General features: G+C 69.4%; 16 protein-coding genes and 1 pseudogene. 8 read left to right on the forward strand and 9 right to left on the reverse strand.

Going from position 1 to position 15681, the window contains the following annotated elements:
* Positions 1 to 88 precede the first annotated feature (88 nt).
* Positions 89 to 1087 carry an acyl-CoA dehydrogenase family protein gene (locus HOV91_RS01545; protein WP_174183593.1) on the forward strand — a complete coding sequence of 333 codons (999 nt, stop codon included), beginning with the start codon at positions 89 to 91 and terminating at the stop codon, positions 1085 to 1087.
* The gene (locus tag HOV91_RS01550; RefSeq protein ID WP_174183594.1) at positions 1071 to 2246 is read left to right on the forward strand and encodes an acyl-CoA dehydrogenase family protein; all 1176 of its coding nucleotides are present in this window, start codon (positions 1071 to 1073) and stop codon (positions 2244 to 2246) included. The genes HOV91_RS01545 and HOV91_RS01550 overlap by 17 nt, the downstream gene beginning before the upstream one ends.
* Before the next feature lie 59 nt (positions 2247 to 2305).
* Here the strand turns inward: HOV91_RS01550 and HOV91_RS01555 are convergent, their stop codons facing one another.
* Positions 2306 to 2833: a carboxymuconolactone decarboxylase family protein gene (locus tag HOV91_RS01555; RefSeq protein ID WP_174183595.1), complete on the reverse strand. Its 528-nt coding sequence runs from the start codon at positions 2831 to 2833 to the stop codon at positions 2306 to 2308.
* A 404-nt stretch (positions 2834 to 3237) separates the two neighbouring features.
* On the opposite strand from HOV91_RS01555, the gene HOV91_RS01560 reads away from it, so the two are divergent.
* Entirely contained in the window at positions 3238 to 3750 is a 513-nt protein-coding gene (locus HOV91_RS01560) for a hypothetical protein (RefSeq protein WP_174183717.1), read from the forward strand.
* Between the two features lie 81 nt (positions 3751 to 3831).
* On the opposite strand, the gene HOV91_RS01565 is transcribed toward HOV91_RS01560, so the two are convergent.
* The 5 genes from HOV91_RS01565 to HOV91_RS01585 all read right to left on the reverse strand — a co-directional run bounded on the left by HOV91_RS01565 (position 3832) and on the right by HOV91_RS01585 (position 7797).
* Positions 3832 to 4221 carry a hypothetical protein gene (locus HOV91_RS01565; protein ID WP_174183596.1) on the reverse strand — a complete coding sequence of 130 codons (390 nt, stop codon included), beginning with the start codon at positions 4219 to 4221 and terminating at the stop codon, positions 3832 to 3834.
* A 60-nt stretch (positions 4222 to 4281) separates the two neighbouring features.
* On the reverse strand, positions 4282 to 5358 hold the full coding sequence (locus HOV91_RS01570) for an NAD(P)H-dependent amine dehydrogenase family protein (RefSeq protein ID WP_174183597.1): 1077 nt from the start codon (positions 5356 to 5358) through the stop codon (positions 4282 to 4284).
* A 42-nt stretch (positions 5359 to 5400) separates the two neighbouring features.
* Positions 5401 to 6261, reverse strand: coding sequence for an acyl-CoA thioesterase (locus HOV91_RS01575; protein WP_174183598.1), 861 nt, complete (start codon positions 6259 to 6261; stop codon positions 5401 to 5403).
* A 73-nt stretch (positions 6262 to 6334) separates the two neighbouring features.
* Positions 6335 to 6871 carry an Rv1363c family protein gene (locus HOV91_RS01580; RefSeq protein ID WP_174183599.1) on the reverse strand — a complete coding sequence of 179 codons (537 nt, stop codon included), beginning with the start codon at positions 6869 to 6871 and terminating at the stop codon, positions 6335 to 6337.
* Entirely contained in the window at positions 6868 to 7797 is a 930-nt protein-coding gene (locus tag HOV91_RS01585) for an Rv1363c family protein (protein WP_246349679.1), read from the reverse strand. Before HOV91_RS01585 ends, HOV91_RS01580 begins: the two co-directional genes overlap by 4 nt.
* A 402-nt stretch (positions 7798 to 8199) precedes the next feature.
* On the opposite strand from HOV91_RS01585, the gene HOV91_RS01590 reads away from it, so the two are divergent.
* The 3 genes from HOV91_RS01590 (at position 8200) to HOV91_RS01600 (ending at position 10561) form a co-directional block, all read left to right on the forward strand.
* Positions 8200 to 9720 carry a class I adenylate-forming enzyme family protein gene (locus HOV91_RS01590; RefSeq protein WP_174183600.1) on the forward strand — a complete coding sequence of 507 codons (1521 nt, stop codon included), beginning with the start codon at positions 8200 to 8202 and terminating at the stop codon, positions 9718 to 9720.
* Positions 9721 to 9741: 21 nt separating this feature from the next.
* Positions 9742 to 10044, forward strand: a complete 303-nt coding sequence (locus HOV91_RS01595) for a hypothetical protein (protein ID WP_174183601.1) — start codon at positions 9742 to 9744, stop codon at positions 10042 to 10044.
* Between the two features lie 169 nt (positions 10045 to 10213).
* Positions 10214 to 10561 (forward strand): DUF4286 family protein, encoded by a 348-nt coding sequence (locus HOV91_RS01600; protein ID WP_174183602.1) that lies wholly within the window; start codon positions 10214 to 10216, stop codon positions 10559 to 10561.
* A 59-nt stretch (positions 10562 to 10620) separates the two neighbouring features.
* Here HOV91_RS01600 and HOV91_RS01605 read toward each other — a convergent pair.
* Both HOV91_RS01605 and HOV91_RS01610 read right to left on the reverse strand, forming a co-directional pair.
* A pseudogene (locus HOV91_RS01605) lies at positions 10621 to 12253 on the reverse strand (FAD-dependent oxidoreductase).
* Positions 12254 to 12343: 90 nt separating this feature from the next.
* Positions 12344 to 13009 carry a TetR/AcrR family transcriptional regulator gene (locus tag HOV91_RS01610; RefSeq protein WP_174183603.1) on the reverse strand — a complete coding sequence of 222 codons (666 nt, stop codon included), beginning with the start codon at positions 13007 to 13009 and terminating at the stop codon, positions 12344 to 12346.
* A 202-nt stretch (positions 13010 to 13211) separates the two neighbouring features.
* Between HOV91_RS01610 and HOV91_RS01615 the strand changes: the two genes are divergently transcribed.
* The gene (locus tag HOV91_RS01615; protein WP_174183604.1) at positions 13212 to 14207 is read left to right on the forward strand and encodes an acyl-CoA dehydrogenase family protein; all 996 of its coding nucleotides are present in this window, start codon (positions 13212 to 13214) and stop codon (positions 14205 to 14207) included.
* Positions 14188 to 15363 carry an acyl-CoA dehydrogenase family protein gene (locus tag HOV91_RS01620; RefSeq protein WP_174183605.1) on the forward strand — a complete coding sequence of 392 codons (1176 nt, stop codon included), beginning with the start codon at positions 14188 to 14190 and terminating at the stop codon, positions 15361 to 15363. Before HOV91_RS01615 ends, HOV91_RS01620 begins: the two co-directional genes overlap by 20 nt.
* 95 nt (positions 15364 to 15458) lie before the next feature.
* Here HOV91_RS01620 and HOV91_RS01625 read toward each other — a convergent pair whose 3' ends face one another.
* Positions 15459 to 15650, reverse strand: coding sequence for a ferredoxin (locus tag HOV91_RS01625; RefSeq protein WP_174183606.1), 192 nt, complete (start codon positions 15648 to 15650; stop codon positions 15459 to 15461).
* Between the last annotated feature and the right edge of the window lie 31 nt (positions 15651 to 15681).

The following is a 15681-nucleotide window of genomic DNA, read 5'->3' on the forward strand; positions in this document are numbered from 1 at the left end:
ACGGCAATGATCGGATCGCGACTTTCTAAAATGAGAATGATATTCTCTGTCCAGTGCACGCGATGCTGCGACAGGGAAGAAGGTCGACATGCTGTTCGAGTTCGACGCCGACCAGCGACTATTGCGCGAGACAGCGCGGGAGGTCACGGCGAAGCAGTGCCCACCCGCGCTGATTCGGGACATCGTCGACAAGGATCTCGAACCCGGCTCGCTGTGGCAGACCTACGTCGACGTCGGCTGGAGCGAGCTGACGGATCCGGCTCTCGCCGTCGAATTGGGCATCGTGCTCGAGGAATTGGGCCGCGCCACCGACCCCACCCCTTTCCTGGCCTCGACGTCCCAGTTCGCGCCGCTCGTCCCGGATGCGGGGCGGATCGAACGGCCTTGCGCCGCGGTCTATTCCGGTGTCGTCGCGCGGCGTGACGGCTCGGGATGGCGGTTGGACGGCACGGCGCACAATGTGCTCGACGGTGACCGGGCCGAGCGCTTCGCCGTGGTCACCGATGCCGGTGTGTTCGTCGTGCCCGCCGCGGCGGTGTCCACACAACGCGTCTCGGTCTTCGATCCGGTGCTGCACGTCGCGGAGGTGAGCTTCGCCGGCGTGCGGGTCGGCGATGGTGACCGCAGCGAGGCCGATCCCGAACGCGCTCGGCAGCACGCGCTCACCGGTCTGGCGCTGACCACTGTCGGCGCCTGTCAGCGCATCCTCGACCTCGCCATCGAGCACGTGCGCGGACGCCGTCAGTTCGACACCGTCATCGGCTCGTTCCAGGCGGTGCAGCACAAGGCCGCCGACATGCACATCGCGATCGAGCGGGCCAGGGCGCTGGGCTACTTCGCCGCGCTGTGCCTGGCCGCGGACGATCCGCGGCGCCGGATGGCCGCGTCCATGGCCAAGGCCGCGGCGGGGGAGTGCCAGGCGCTGGTCTTCCGCCACGGCATCCAACTGTTCGGCGCCATGGGTTTCACCTGGGAGAACGACTTGCAGTTCGCGCTCAAGCGGGCCAAGGCGGGCGAGCTGATGCTCGGCGGCGCGGCCGAGCATCGAGCGCTCATCGTGGAGGAGTACCGTGCAGCTCACCTTTGATCCCGACGTCGAGGCGTTCCGTGCCGAGTTCGTCGCGTTCCTGACCGAGCATCTGCCCAGCGAGGCCGAGGCGGCGGAGCGTTCGAAATCCAGTGCGCACGTGCCGGAATGGGCGCGGCGGTGGCAACGTCTGCTGTTCGACAACGGGTGGCTGCTGCCTGCGAATCCGCCGGAGTTCGGTGGGCGCGACGCCACGGTGTTGCAGCAGTACGTGCACTTGGAGGAACTGTCCAAGCGGCGGATCTACCACAGCTTCAACCCGCAAGGCGTGGGGATCGTCGCGGCATCGCTGCTGTCGTTCGGCACCGAGGAGCAGAAGCGGCGCTGGGCGGTGCCGATCCTGCGGGCCGAGATCACCGCGGCGCTCGGGATGAGCGAGCCGGGAGCGGGGTCGGACCTGGCATCACTGCGCACCAGAGCGGTGCGGGACGGAGACGACTACGTGGTCGACGGGCAGAAGGTGTGGACCTCCGGCGCACACGACGCCGACGTGCTGCTGACTTTCGTCCGCACCGATCCCACCGCCCCGAAGCACCGCGGGATCAGCGTTCTGCTGATCCCGACCGACACGCCCGGGGTCACCCGACGGCCGTTCCCCTCGGTGTGCTCCCCGGACGACCTGGATTTCAACGAGGTCTACTTCGAGGGCGTCCGTGTCCCCGCGGCGAACCTGATCGGTGCGCCGAACCAGGGCTGGTCGGTGGCCACCGGTTCGCTCGGTCACGAACGGACCCTGTTGTGGCTGGGGTACGCCGACCGGCTCGAGGACCTGCTCGGAGATTTCCGCCCCCGGACCGTGCTCGACCGCGACGCGTACGCGAAGCTGGTGATGGACTCGCATGCCCTGCGATTGCTCGGGTCGGCGGCCTTGGCGCGGGAGGCGCGCGGCGAGCAGGACGTGCCGGCCCTGTCGATCCTGAAAGTGCTCGGTTCGGAAGCCGTGCAATCGGCGTCGGAACAGGCGTTGAATGCCGTCGGGGTCGACGGGCTCGCCCACCCCGCCATGAGTTCCCGCCCGAATCCCTTGAATCTGGATCACTTCTCGTCCGGCTGGTTCGAGCGCTACATCCGCAGTTTCGCCGGCACCATCGCGGGCGGCACCTCGGAGATCCAGCGCACGATCATCGCGGAGCGCGTGCTCGGTCTGCCGCGCGGCTGATCGCTGTCACCCGGTGCCGACCCGTCGAACTCGCCAGGAACTCCGGGTCGGCGCCGACGTCAGTGTTCGACCTGGACGCCGAAGGTGTTGAAGGCCATCGCCAGCGTCGTGTATCCACCGACTGTGAAGACGAGATCCATACGCTGCCGCTCGTCGAGGCGTTCGCCGAGGTCGGCCCAGGTCTCCTCGGACAGCGCCGACTTCTCCATGAGTTCGTCCACCGCCCGCAACAGCAGGCGGTCGAACTCGTCCGTGGCGGCTGCCGATCCTCGGGCCGCGGCGATATCGCTCTCGGTGAGCCCGGCCTCGGCGCCCATCCGGGTGTGGTGATGCCATTCGTACTCGCAGCCACGCTGGTGGGCGACCCGCAGGATGGCGAGTTCGCGCAGCCGGGGCGTCAGCGTGGACCCGAACAGCAGATGGACGTTGAAGCTCAGGAACGCCTTCGTCAGGGCCGGGTGGCGAACCATCGTCGCGAGTGCGTTTCCCGCCGCGCGCGGGTTGCGGCGTTCGGCGGGCAGCATGCGGGACAGCGCGGCGTCCACCGCGTCGTCCCATTGGTCCTGCGGCAACGGAGGCAGAGTCATCGGCCTTCTCCTGTCAGTTAAGAGAACTTAACTCTCGTATCGGACTATCACATTTCCAAAGCGTTGCCGCGTAGTCAATGTGCGGGTAGGCCGGGTTTGTTCCGCCGCGGCCCCCGCAAGTGGGGGCGATCCGTGTGGCGCCTGCGGTGGTGCGAAGGGCTCGTCCGGTAGCGGCACGAGTATTGATTCTCTGCGAAAGAGAAGCTACCTTTCATTGCACGAGAGTGTGTTACCGGCCACAGTCGGTCGCCTCCGCGGGGCGGGGCCTCAACCGCCCGAGATCGGCCGATGGGCCCAGTGCAGGGAGGGTGAGCATGGCTGCTCGATATTCCGACTCCGTAGACCAAGGCGTCGGTGGAGCGTATTCGGTCGCGGGGTGGCGCGCGCACGCGCGGCAGCATCTACTGCGGTACCGGCTCGCCGTCGTCGCCGCGACGGCCGTCGACGTCGTGCGCCACGCGGGCGGCTGGCTGTGCGACCGGACGATGGCGGGCTGGGAGGTGACGGTGCTGCTGGCCGACTGCTCCGACGTGCGGCCGTTGCAGATTCTCGGCGCCACCGTCCTGGACCTCGAAGGTTCGCTGGCCACGCCGGTGCACGACACCTGGCCGCACGCGGTGGCGGTGGCTCCGGAACTGTTCGCCGCCGACGCCCGCGTCCGGCACGGCGTGCTGGACTGTCTGGATCACGGTCTGATCGAAGTCGCGCTGTGGGGTGAGGATCTGCCCGAGGAACTCGACCGCAGGCTGGGCGCGGTTCATCACCGGCTCAGCGTCGCCGCGCAGGCGTTCAAGGGTTGTGCCCTGGCGGCGGCCGGTGCGCCGGCCTCCGGTATCGCCGACGCGGAGACGTTCCGCAGTGGCGAGCTGCTGCTGACCGGACCGTGGGGCGGCACCGACCTGGTCGCGGCGGGCTGAACGCGAAGGCTTACGCGCACGGCGAAAGGCGCCCGGTCGGTCCGGGCGCCGCACGGGTGCGGGTTGTTGCCGCGCCGGACCCTAGCCGGTCCCGCTCATGGAGACCCGGGGGCTTCCCTGCCAGCCGCAGGGGAGCCCGCAACTGGGCCGAACCTCCGTCTCGACCCGTCCGTCCCGCAGTTCCCGCACCGTCGCCGACGCCTGCGCGGGGTATCCGCAGGCGGGGCATTTCGCGAAGTAGTCGAGCACGTCCCGGACCGTCACGCGCAGCGGGGCATCGGCGTTCGGCGCGTCCCTCCGCGACGCCCGGCTGTGCTTCCACAAGCTCGCGCGAAACTCGCGGGTTCGCGGCGCGCCCGTCCGGGCCGACTCGGACGGGCGGGTGGGCGGCTCGGTGTGCGCGTTGGGCGCGAGTTCGCCTCGGGTGGAGCCTGTTTCGCTCTGCACGGCGGGCGCGCCTCCTTCGTTCATGTACCGAGAATATCACTCTCAGATCTGAATATTGCTGTTCTCGCAGGTGCGGTGACCGACTCAGCCGAGGTTCGCGGTCAGCGGCGGCAGGTCGAGCGTTGTGCGGATTCCCGGCGGCGCGGCGCACAGGTAGGCGACGGCGTTGACGGCGCGGTTGGCGGCATACCGTGGCGACATGGCGCTCATCCCGCTCGGATCCGCCGGATAGCGCAGATCCATCTCGATCGGTGTCTCGCCGTCGATCGCCACATGCCATCCGGTGGCGCGTACCGGCCAGGCGGGCCGGAGTGCGGACGTGCAGTACCACGTGGACCGCAACCGCAGCAGGACGCGACCGGCTCTCCGCCCGGAGACCGTGATGCGCTGAGCGGCCACGGTGCCCGCCGCCAGCGTCGTGCACTCCAGCGGCACGTCGTGCTCGGCGAGCGCGACCTCGCCGAGGACATCGAACCCGTCGAGGGGCAGCCGGACGGCGTCGGCGACGAGGCGCAGCGACGGGCCGAAGGTCTGTTCCGCGTGTGCCAGGCGCTGCTCGTCGAACGGCGCGGGCGCGGCACCGAAACCCATTGTCTCCAGCAGCAATCGCGACGTTCCCGGCTCGGCGAGGTCCACGCTCTCCTCGATCGACATCCGGTCGATGCTGCGCTGGATCGAGCTGAGCGCGACGGGCAGGGTTTCGGTGACGAAGCCCGGCGCGATGCCGGTGCTCAGGATCGAGGCCCCGCCGAACCAGCACGCCGCTTCGACGCGGGCGCACACCGCGGGGTCGACGGTGTCCGGGTGCCGGAGGTCGCCGTGGGTGGTGACCACGTTGATCCCGGCCACCAGAAGACGGCAGACGTCGTCGACGTCGAACAGCCGAGGCATGTACAGCACGCAGTCCGGGCCGAGCGCCAGGATCTCGTCGACGTCCGTGGTCGCGGTGACGCCGGTGGTGACGCTCGATCCGCACAGCATGCCCGCGTCGACCCCGGCCTTGGCGGGATCGTGCACCCGCACCCCTGCGAGCGCGAGGCCGGGATGGTCGAGCACGGCCCGCAGCGCGTGCGCGCCGACGCCGCCGGTTGCCCACTGGACGACCCGGTAGGGGCCTGCCGCTCGTGCGTCGTGACCGTGTGACCGGGGGTTCGGGTCCATGGCTCGTCCATTCCGTGCGTCGAAGAAGGGCGGGGAGGCTGGTCACGGACGGAACCGCAGCAGGCCCTCCTGGGCGAACGAGGCGACGAGCGTCCCGTCCTCGGTGAGAATGTCGCCTTTGCCGAAACAGCGGCCGTGCGCGACGAGCGGGCTGTGGTGGCGCAGCAGCAACCAGTCGTCGGTGTGGAACGCGCGGTGGAACCAGACCGAGTGGGTGATCGTCGCCGAGGTGAACGCGGTGCCGTTGCCGCTCTGTCCGACGCCTTCCAGGGGGCGCAGGGCGGTTCCGATCGGGCTCAGGTCGGTGGCGTAGGCGGCGAGGGCGGGGCCTGATTCGGCCGGCACCGGCGGTGTTCGCATCCACAGCTCGTAGTCGGGCGGGTGCGCGCCGGTCTGGTCCAAGTCGGCGGTCGATCGGGTCTCCCACGGCAGCAGGGGCACCTGGACGCGGTGTCGCGGTCCGGGAATCTCCGGAATGTCCGTGACGGTCTGGTGTTGCGGACCGTCCTCGTGGGCGTGCATCGAGACGACCGCCGTGGCGACGATGTCTCGTTTCTGCCGGGCCGTGACCGTGAGTGTCGCGAACGAGCGGCCTTCGTGCTGTCGCTGCACGATGTAGAAGACGGGGGCGTCGCCCTTGCCCTCGTGGGCGAACACCACGTGCAGCGATTTGACGGCCTTGGCCGGGCAGGCGCACACGGACGCCCGCACGATCTGCGCGAGCAATTGCCCGCCGTACAGCCAACCGTGATCCAGCCGTTGACTCGATCCCTCGTAGACGGTCAGCGTCTCCCGGCGGCGGCCTCCGATGCCGGGCCGGGTGTCGGCCGTTCCGGGCGACGGAGACGTCGGTCGCTGGCGGAGGTCGAGGCAGGCGAGCAGCTCGCTCCAGAGGTCAGGCATACCTAAATTGTAGCGTGTTCTCTTCTTGGGAGAATGCGATTTTCCTAGCGACGCGGCGTCGGCTCGGAACCGGCTACACCGGGTCGAACGCCGAGATCCGCCAGGCATCGTCGGCCTTGCGCAGCGTGACCCGGACGCTGCTGGCGGCCAGGGCGGGATCGGGTTTCTCGGCGCTCGTGGTGGTTTGGTTGATGAAGACCAAGACCACGGCCTCGTCCGGGCGCAGCTCCGACACCGCCGCCCGCACGACGGTCGCGGCCGTGCGGACCGACTTCTGCTTGGCGGCCGGGGCCACCACCTGCTGGGTGAACTGGCTGTAGTACGCCAGGAAGTCGCCGGTCAGGAAGGACTTCGCCGCGCCGAGGTCATGGTCGATGGTTTCGGGTGCGTAGGACAGCAGCGCCACCGTGCCACGGGAGGCGGTGTCGAGCGCGGCCGCGGTGTCGCCCTCGGTTCGGCTGTCCGGCCGGTACTGCAGGAAGAACAGGCACGCGGCGGTCGCGACGGCGGCGACGACGAGAACGGCGAGCAGGACCAGTTCGTATCCGGGCCGCGCTGCCGGCTTCGATTCGGCGTCGCCCTCGACGGCGGATGTGCTGTCGCGGGTCACGGTACGAACTCCACCTTCGACATCTTGAGCTGATCTCCGTCCCGGGTCACGGTCACACTCAGCCGCCAGGCCCGCGGCTCCTGTCGCGCCCCGGCGGAATTGGTGACCTGGGATGTCGCTGCGACGAGCACGACCGCGGAATCCTCCGTCATCGACTCGATTGCGGTGGCGTTCACCTTGCCCTCGGTGGTGACCTGCGACTGCTGGACCACGCTCGTGAAATCCGCGGCCCGCGCTTGGAAGTCGCCGCGGAAGGACCCCGTCGAGTTGTCCACGACCCGCTGCACGTCCTCTTTCGCCCGGTTGAAATCGAGCGTCGTCAACGCCACCACCCCTTGGCGTGCGGCAGCGGTGAATTCGGCGGCGCGCCGGTCTTTCTCGGTGACCTTGTGATGGTGCCACACCGAATATCCGCTGCCCGCGAGCGCGAGGGCGATCACGGCGATGGCGGCGATCCGGGCGGAGCGACCGCGCGGACGCCGAGTGAGGATGCCGCGAAGCCGTGCCGGGCGCGAGGGGGATGCGGGCTCGGCCGGATCTCCGGTGGCGTCGCGGCGCTCGTCGGCCGTGGCACTCGTCGGTGTGCTGCCCACTGGACGGGCGTCGGAAAGGTCCCCCGGAGGGGTGGGTTCGGCGGGCGTGGCGTCGCTGTCCGAGAGTTTCCGCGCCCCTGCCGATTCCGCAGCGCCGGTGCTGTCGGTGGGCTGCGCGGCGGTGCGCACTCGGCGGCGCAGCTCGGCCGCGCGAACCTGGGCTCGGGCCGCCGCGGCGCGCGCCTCGGCCGCCTGTGCCTCCGCCTCCGCCGCCTCGGCGGCCAGGGTGAGTTCGTCGGCATCGGCGTCGCTGAGCGCTTTGCCGCCGAGAGTCCGTTCGCCGCCATCAGGCGCGGGTGGCGATTGGACGTCGCTTCCGGTTTTCGGGCTCATCACCACCTCCGCGGTATCGCAACGGATCACGGGCCGACATGTGGGCGTTCGATCCGGTTGGTCGGGCAAGCAATGAGAATGACATTATCACAGAATTATGTGACTCAACTCGCACAGTCTAAGTTTCGTTTGGTAATCAAGCGGCAGTCCTGCGGAAATGGCATTTTCGTGAACTGCACGGGCCAAGCTGTGAAGAAGCCTGGTTCGAGGGCTCCGGCTCAGAAGTGGCCCGATCATCCGCAGGGCCGCGGCCGGTGGCCGGTCCGTCCGCCTGCGCTCTGTGTGCGGCGACGAGTCCTCGGCCGCTATCCACCGGCGATGAGGTGTGAATATGCTATTCTCCGCAAACGAGAATGACAATATCGCAGCGCGCCCGGTGGGCGATCGCGGAGAGGGTGCGGAATGAGCGTCTCGCTCTTGCTGGACATGGCTGCCTCGAGCAACCCGGACCGGCTCGCGGTGGTGTGCGAGGAGGTGCGCTGGACCGCGTCCGAACTGAACGCGCGGGCCCAGGGCGGCGCGGCGGTGATCGGGAACTCCGGGGCGCGCAGCGTGGCCTACGTGGGGACCGGCGGTCATCTGCTGCCGCTGCTGATCTTCGCCTCGGCAGGGGCCGCGACCGCCTTCACGCCGCTGAACTATCGGCTCGGCGCCGACTCCCTGCGCGAGCTGATCGCTCGGCTCGACGATCCGCTGGTGGTCTGCGACGACGAGTACCACGACATCGTCGTCTCCTTCGGCGTCAGGATCATGCGGTCGCGGGCGTTCGCCGAGGCGGCCGCCACCGCCGATCCGCTCGTGGACGCCGAGCCGGCCGATCCCGATCACGTGGCCGTGGTGCTGTTCACCTCGGGGACGACCTCCCGGCCCAAAGCGGTCGAGCTCTCCCACCACAACCTGGTCAGCTACATCACCGGCACCGTCGACTTCGACTCGGCCGGACCCGCGGACGCCGCGCTGATCTGTGTGCCGCCTTATCACATCGCCGGTATCGGCGCCGCGCTCTCCAATCTGTACGCGGGCCGCACGATGGTGTACCTGCGCAACTTCGACGCCGCGCGCTGGATCGAATTGGTCACCAGCGCGTCGGTCACGACCGCGACCGTGGTGCCGACCATGCTCGACCGCATCGTGACCGAACTCGAGCGCTCCGGCGCACGGTTGCCCGCCTTGCGCAATCTCGCCTACGGCGGCTCGAAGGTCGCGCTGCCGCTGGTGCGCAAGGCGCTCGACTTGCTGCCGGAGGTGGGTTTCGTCAACGCCTATGGCCTGACCGAGACCAGTTCCACGATCGCGGTGCTCGGGCCGGAGGACCACCGGGCCGCGCACCGGTCCGCCGACCCGGCGGTCGCGCGGCGGCTCGGCTCGGTGGGGCAGCCGGTGCCGGGCATCGAGGTGCAGATCCGCGACGACAGCGGACGGGTGTTGCCCGCCGGCGCGACGGGGGAGCTGTTCGTGCGCGGGCCGCAGGTGTCCGGCCGGTACACCGGGATCGGATCGGTGCTGGACGACGAGGGATGGTTCCCGACCAAGGACGTCGCGATGCTCGACGCCGACGGCTATCTGTTCATCGGCGGCCGCTCCGACGACACGATCATCCGCGGCGGCGAGAACATCGCACCGGCCGAGATCGAGGACGTGCTGGTGGAGCATCCGGCGGTGCGCGAAGTCGCGGTCATCGGCGTGGAGGACGCGCAGTGGGGCCAGATCATCGTGGCGGTGGTGGTTCCCGCCGACGGCGCGACACCGGATCCCGGCGCCCTGCGCGACTACGTCCGTGCGGGACTGCGCGGCTCGCGCACGCCCGACCGGGTCGTGTTCCGGGATTCGCTGCCCGCCACGCCCACCGGAAAGGTGCTGCGCCGCGAACTCGTCGAGGAGTACGGCCCGCGCGCCGCGGCGGATGTCGCCGCCACAACGTAGTCACCGTGAGGAAGGACGACAATGGTCAAGAACGGCACTCGCCTGCGCAGTCAGGTGTGCGACACCGAGGTGATCGTGGTGAAGGCCGCGGACAGTCTCGACGATCTTCGCGCCGGGGGTGTTCCGATGGTCCCGATCGGCGCGGAACGCACCGCGGGCGCCGAGCCGGCCGCGGACTTCGCCGACGGCAATCTGATGGGTAAGCGCTACGTCGACGAGTCCGGCGGGGAGATCCTCGTGACGAAGGCCGGAGTCGGCACGCTGAGCGTCGGCACCACCCGGCTCGCGCTCAAAGAGGCCAAGCCCCTTCCGGCCAGCGACTGACCGGTCCCCGATCGAGCCGCGCGAGCGCGAATACGGCGCCCGCGCGGCCCGTCGCGTTTCCGGGACACGGCGCGAGCAAAATTCTTACGATCAGAAAGTAATGTTCTCATTGTCTCACGACGGTTCGGCGTGCGGCCGGGCGCGGAGGCGGAGTGGAAGGACTCGAAACGTGGCGGAATCGAAGATGCTGGTGTTCTCCAACGCCGTGGCGGGGCAGGACGAGGAGTTCAACGAGTGGTACGACACCAAGCACCTCGCCGAGGTTGTCGCCGTGCCGGGTGTGTCGAGCGGGCAGCGATTCGAGCTCGTGCCCGCCGCCCTGCCCGGCGGCAACGCCGAGGCGCCCGCGCACCGGTATCTCGCGGTGTACGAGCTGAGTGATGATCCGGACCAGGTCGTGCGGGCGTTCCTGGCCCGCGCGGGCAGCGGGGAGATCGAACTGAGCAAGGCGCTGGATGTCTCGACGCTGGCCGTATCGGTGTGGCGCGCCCGGGGCGCCGCGCAGACGGCGGACTGAGCGAGCGGCCGAGGGGCGTCTCGCCGCGCCGACGGCGAGGCCCCTCGGATGCGTCGCGGTCAGCGCCGTGCCACCGACAGCATCTCGTCCACGGAGAAGAATTTGACGCGGGGGCGGGTGGCCGCGGCGCCGCGCTCGCGCTCGGCGGCATCGATGGCACGCCATCCCGTCCATTCGACAGGGTCGGCGCCGCGCTCGGTCATCCGTGCGCGCAGCGCCGCTCGGTCGCCCACCGGCCGATCCAGTGTGGCCGCTGTGGAAGTCCGTCAGCAGCGCCGCGACGGTTTCCGTGGCGCAACCGCGGTTCGTCCCGATGACGCCGCGCGGCCCGCGTTTGATCCATCCGGCGACATAGACTCCCGGCACGGCGGCGCCCGTGTCGTCGACGACACGGCCCTGCTCGTTCGGCACGGTGCCGGTGCGCGCGTCGTAGGGCAGACCGCCGATCGGAGCGCCCTGGTACCCGATGGACCGGAGCACCAGCGACGTCTCGATCGAGTCGGTCTCGCCGTCGAGGGAGCCCGCGACGAACGCTCCGTCCTCGGTGATCCGATTGCGCACCGTGCGCAGTTGTTCCACGTGTCCGCCGCCGAGGATCTCGGCCGGTGAGGTGAGGAATCGGAAGACGATCCGCTTGTGGCCCGCGGTCGTGGGGCGTGCGGCGAATTCGCGGGCGATCTCCAGTTTGAGCGCGGTCTCCACGTCGTCGTCCGGATGCGGTGCGAGGTCGCCGCCCTCGATGACCACGTCGATACCGCTCAGATGTCCGAGCGCGTGGAACTCGCCCACCGAGAACGCGGCGTCGCGCGGACCGCGCCTGCCGAGCACGATCACCTCTTCGATGCGACTGCGCGTCAACGCCTCCAGCGCGTAGTCGGCGATATCGGTGGCGGCGAGATCCTCCGGTGACATCAGCAGCACTCGCGCCACATCGAGCGCGACGTTGCCGTTGCCGACGACGACCGCCCGGCGCGCCGACAGGTCGAACCGGCGTCCCGCGTGGTCGGGGTGCCCGTTGTACCAGCCGACGAACTCGGCGGCCGCGTGGTGGCCCGGCAGGTGCTCCCCGGGGATGCCGAGTTCGCGGCTGGTGGCGGCGCCGACGGCGTAGATCACCGCGTGGTGGTGGGCGAGCAGATCGGCATGGGTCAGCGTCCGGCCGATGTCCACATTGAGGTGGCAGCCGAAACGGCGGTCGGCGAAGGCGGCGTCGAAGATCCGCACCACCGACTTGGTGCGCTGATGGTCGGGCGCCACACCCGCCCGGATCAGGCCGAACGGGGTGGGTAAGCGCTCGAACAGATCGACCTCGACGCCGCCGACCTCCAGCAGTTCGGCGGCGGCGTAGCAGGCCGCGGGCCCCGCGCCGACGACGGCGACGCGCAGGGCGCCGGGCTCGACCGACGTGCGTTTGCTCAGCGGTTCGATCATTCCCGGCTCCAGCGGGTGGTGCCGGAAGTACGCGGCGTTGATCTCCCGGAACCGTTCCATCTCGGGCGGAAGGTCGAACTCGGAATAGATCGCGTCCACCGGGCACTCGTCCGCGCAAGCGCCGCAGTCGATACAGGTCTCCGGATCGATGAACAGCATCTGCGTGCCGCGCTCCTCGCCCGTGGGCCGGATGCAGTCCACCGGGCATGCCGCCACGCAGCTGGCGTCTTTGCAGCAGTTCTGAGTGATGACGTAAGCCACCGGCTGACCTCCTCGACGTGCGGCGCGAACCGCCAGGGCACGCCCGGTAGTGTAAACTATGTTATCAATATTTGAGAGGACTACTCTCGCTCAGGTCGAGGAGCGCCGACCCGTGATGCCGTGGGCGCAGAAGTTCCAGACTTCCTCGGGGGTGAGTGGCCGAGCCTCGGGATCCGCGTTCGCCGGCTGCGAGGTGAACATCACCGTGTGCATGATCATCGCGGCCAGCCTTCGCGGATTGGCGGCGGCGGTGAGCCGGTCGGCGGCCTGTGCCTCCGTCATCAACTCGGTGAACAGCGCGAACAGCGACGCGTGCGCCATCCGCACCTCCGCCGGATGGGAACTCAGCAGCTGCGGCGAGAATTCGGTGAACAGCGGCCTGCGTGCGTCGGGATCCGGTCGGCACAGCTGGAACAGCAACTCCACCGCCGTCCGTAGTCGGTCCAGCGGCTCGCCGCTGTTGATCGTGGCCGCGCGGATCTGCTCCACCGTCCGGCCCAGCGCGTCCTCGTACAGCGCGAGCAGCAGTTCGTGCTTGCCGTCGAACTGGAGATAGAAGCTGCGCAGCGACTGCCGCGACCGGTCGACGACCTCCTGCACCGTGAAATCCGTACTGCCCTTCTCGGTGATGATCGCCTGCGCCGCGTCCAGGAACCGCTGCACGCGCTGACCGGCGCGCAGCTTGGCCGTGCGCAGCGACCGCTCCACGGCGCGCTGTTTCCAGGCGGGCTCGCGGCGGCCCTCCACGTCAGTCATGGCCGCCCCGTCCCGCGCGCCGACTCGTTCGCACCCGTCGCAAACCATGCATCACCGGATGATACTCGCTCGGAATCATAGTTCTTCCACTTCAGCTATTAGCATCTGAGAACTGAAACTACTATTATCGTTAATTAAGAACTACATTCTCGTCGCAGTTCGAGGGAAGTGCTGACGGGGAGTCGTCGAGGAGGACGATCGGATGTTGCTGGAGTTCGACTCCGATCAGCGGTTGTGGAAGGACACCGTGCGCGAGGTGGTCGCCAGACACTGCCCGGTCGCGCTGATCAGGGACATCGCCGATCGCGGCGCGGATCCCGGACCGCTGTGGAAGACCTACCTCGACCAGGGATGGACCGCGCTGACCGATCCGGCCGCAACGGTCGAGCTGACGATCGTGCTGGAGGAACTGGGGCGGGCGACCGATCCGACCCCGTACCTGGCCACGATGACCCACTACGCACCGCTGGCCGGTGACGCCCACCCGGTGACGGCGGCTTCCGCGGTGTTCGACGGCATCTCGGCGCGCCGCGACGGCGCGGGATGGCGGCTGGACGGCACCGCGCACGTGCTCGACGGCGACCGCGCCGAACGGTTGGCGGTCGCGACCGGGGCCGGAATTTTCGTGGTTCCCGCCGAGCGGGTGGCCGCACGCCGTATCACGGTCTTCGACCCGCTTCTGCACGTCGCGCAGGTGACGCTGGAGCAGGTGCGCGTCGGCCCCTCCGACCGGGTGCACCGCGATGCGCGACAGGCCAGGGAGGTGGCGCTCACCGGGCTCGCGGCCACCATGGTCGGCGCTTGTCAGCGCGTGCTGGACCTGGTCGTTGAGCACGTGCGCGTGCGCCGCCAGTTCGGGGCGCCGATCGGCGCGTTCCAAGCGGTCGCGCACAAGGCCGCCGACATTCACGTGGCCGTCCAGCGCGCCCGCGCGCTGACCTATTGGGCCGCGCTGACCATCTCCGCCGACGACCCGCGCAGGCATCTGGCCGCCGTCATGGCCAAGGCGGCCGCGGGCGAGTGCCAAGCGGTGGTATTCCGCCACGGCCTGCAGCTGTTCGGCGCCATGGGCTACACCTGGGAGAACGATGTGCAGTTCGCGTTGAAACGGGCCAAGGCCGGTGAGTTGCTCCTCGGCGGCGCCGACGAGCATCGCGCCACGATCGCGAGGGAGTACCGTGCGACTGACCTTCGATGACGATGTGGAGGCGTTCCGCGCCGAATTCGCGGAGTTCCTCGACCGGCATTTGCCGCCGGAGGCCGCGGCGGGCGAACGCCCCCGGTCCACCGCCCATGTCCCGGAGTGGGCGCGGCAGTGGCAACGACTGCTGTTCGAGCACGGCTGGCTGGTGCCGGGCAACCCACCGGAGTTCGGCGGCCGCGATGCCGGGATCCTGCAGCAGTATGTGCACCGCGAGGAACTGGCCCGGCGGCGTATCTATGAGAACTTCAATCCGCAGGGCGTCGGTATCGTCGCCGCTTCCCTGATCACCTTCGGGACGCCGGAGCAGCAGCAGCGCTGGGCGATCCCGATCCTGCGCGGCGACCGCACCGCCGCCCTCGGGATGAGCGAGCCGGAGGCGGGCTCGGATCTGGCGGGTCTGCGCACCAGGGCGGTCCTGCGCGGCGACCGTTTCGTCGTGGACGGGCACAAGATCTGGACCTCGGGCGCGCACGATGCCGACGTGCTGCTCGCGTTCGTGCGGACCGATCCCGACGCGCCCAAGCACCGGGGAATCTCGGCCCTGCTCATCCCGACCGATCTGCCCGGGGTGCGCTGCCGGCCGTTCGCCTCGGTCTGCGACCCGGCGGACCTCGATTTCAACGAGGTGTTCTTCACCCAGGTCGAGGTACCCGCCGAGAACCTGGTCGGCGAGCTGAACCGAGGCTGGCGGGTCGCCAACGGGTCGCTCGGGCACGAGCGCACACTGCTGTGGCTCAGCTTCGCGGATCGGCTGGACGGCCTGCTGGCCGATTTCCGTCCGGATACCGCCGTGGCCGCCGATCGCTACGCCGGTCTGGTCCTCGACGCGCACGCCCTGCGTCTGCTCGGATCGGACGCGCTGGCCAAGGCGGCCCGCGGTGAGGACGCCGGACCCGGGCTCTCGGTGCTCAAACTGCTGGGATCGGAAGCCGTGCAACGCGGGGCCGAACACGCCCTGGCGGCCGCGGGGACCGGCGGGCTGGCGCACCCCGATATCACCGCGCGGCACAGTGTGTTCAACCTGGAGGAGACCACGCCGGGCTGGTTCGAGCGATTCGTGCGCAGTTTCGCGGGCACCATCGCGGGCGGCACGTCGGAGATCCAGCGCAACATCATCGCCGAGCGCATCCTCGGGTTGCCGCGGCAGTGAGTACGCCGGTCAGCGGCCGACGGACGTCGGCCGCCGACCGGCTGAGCGCCCGGCCGTTTCGCGCCGCCCAGCGCGGCGGCGGGCGCTCGCCCAGCTCACTCGACCAGCGAGATGGCCGCGCGCGGGCACTGCGCTACCGCGTCCCGGACGCGATCTTCGACCTCCGGGGTCACCTCCGGCCGTAGCACGTGCAGTTCGTCCTTGTCGTCCAGTTCGAACACCTCGGGGATGATGCCCATGCAGATGCCGTTGCTCTCGCAGGTGCGGTAATCGACCTCGATTCTCATCGCGCCGCCTTCGTCTCGCAGGGGTTGTGGC

This window comes from Nocardia barduliensis (genome assembly GCF_013315795.1).
GTDB lineage: Bacteria > Actinomycetota > Actinomycetes > Mycobacteriales > Mycobacteriaceae > Nocardia > Nocardia barduliensis.

Excerpts from the sequence above, each read along its gene's own strand:
- HOV91_RS01545 (WP_174183593.1), top strand. The coding sequence starts at position 89 with ATGCTGTTCGAGTTCGACGCCGACCAGCGACTATTGCGCGAGACAGCG.
- HOV91_RS01555 (WP_174183595.1), bottom strand. The coding sequence starts at position 2,833 with ATGACTCTGCCTCCGTTGCCGCAGGACCAATGGGACGACGCGGTGGAC.
- HOV91_RS01565 (WP_174183596.1), bottom strand. The coding sequence starts at position 4,221 with ATGAACGAAGGAGGCGCGCCCGCCGTGCAGAGCGAAACAGGCTCCACC.
- HOV91_RS01570 (WP_174183597.1), bottom strand. The coding sequence starts at position 5,358 with ATGGACCCGAACCCCCGGTCACACGGTCACGACGCACGAGCGGCAGGC.
- HOV91_RS01575 (WP_174183598.1), bottom strand. The coding sequence starts at position 6,261 with ATGCCTGACCTCTGGAGCGAGCTGCTCGCCTGCCTCGACCTCCGCCAG.
- HOV91_RS01585 (WP_246349679.1), bottom strand. The coding sequence starts at position 7,797 with ATGAGCCCGAAAACCGGAAGCGACGTCCAATCGCCACCCGCGCCTGAT.
- HOV91_RS01590 (WP_174183600.1), top strand. The coding sequence starts at position 8,200 with ATGAGCGTCTCGCTCTTGCTGGACATGGCTGCCTCGAGCAACCCGGAC.
- HOV91_RS01595 (WP_174183601.1), top strand. The coding sequence starts at position 9,742 with ATGGTCAAGAACGGCACTCGCCTGCGCAGTCAGGTGTGCGACACCGAG.
- HOV91_RS01610 (WP_174183603.1), bottom strand. The coding sequence starts at position 13,009 with ATGACTGACGTGGAGGGCCGCCGCGAGCCCGCCTGGAAACAGCGCGCC.
- HOV91_RS01615 (WP_174183604.1), top strand. The coding sequence starts at position 13,212 with ATGTTGCTGGAGTTCGACTCCGATCAGCGGTTGTGGAAGGACACCGTG.
- HOV91_RS01625 (WP_174183606.1), bottom strand. The coding sequence starts at position 15,650 with ATGAGAATCGAGGTCGATTACCGCACCTGCGAGAGCAACGGCATCTGC.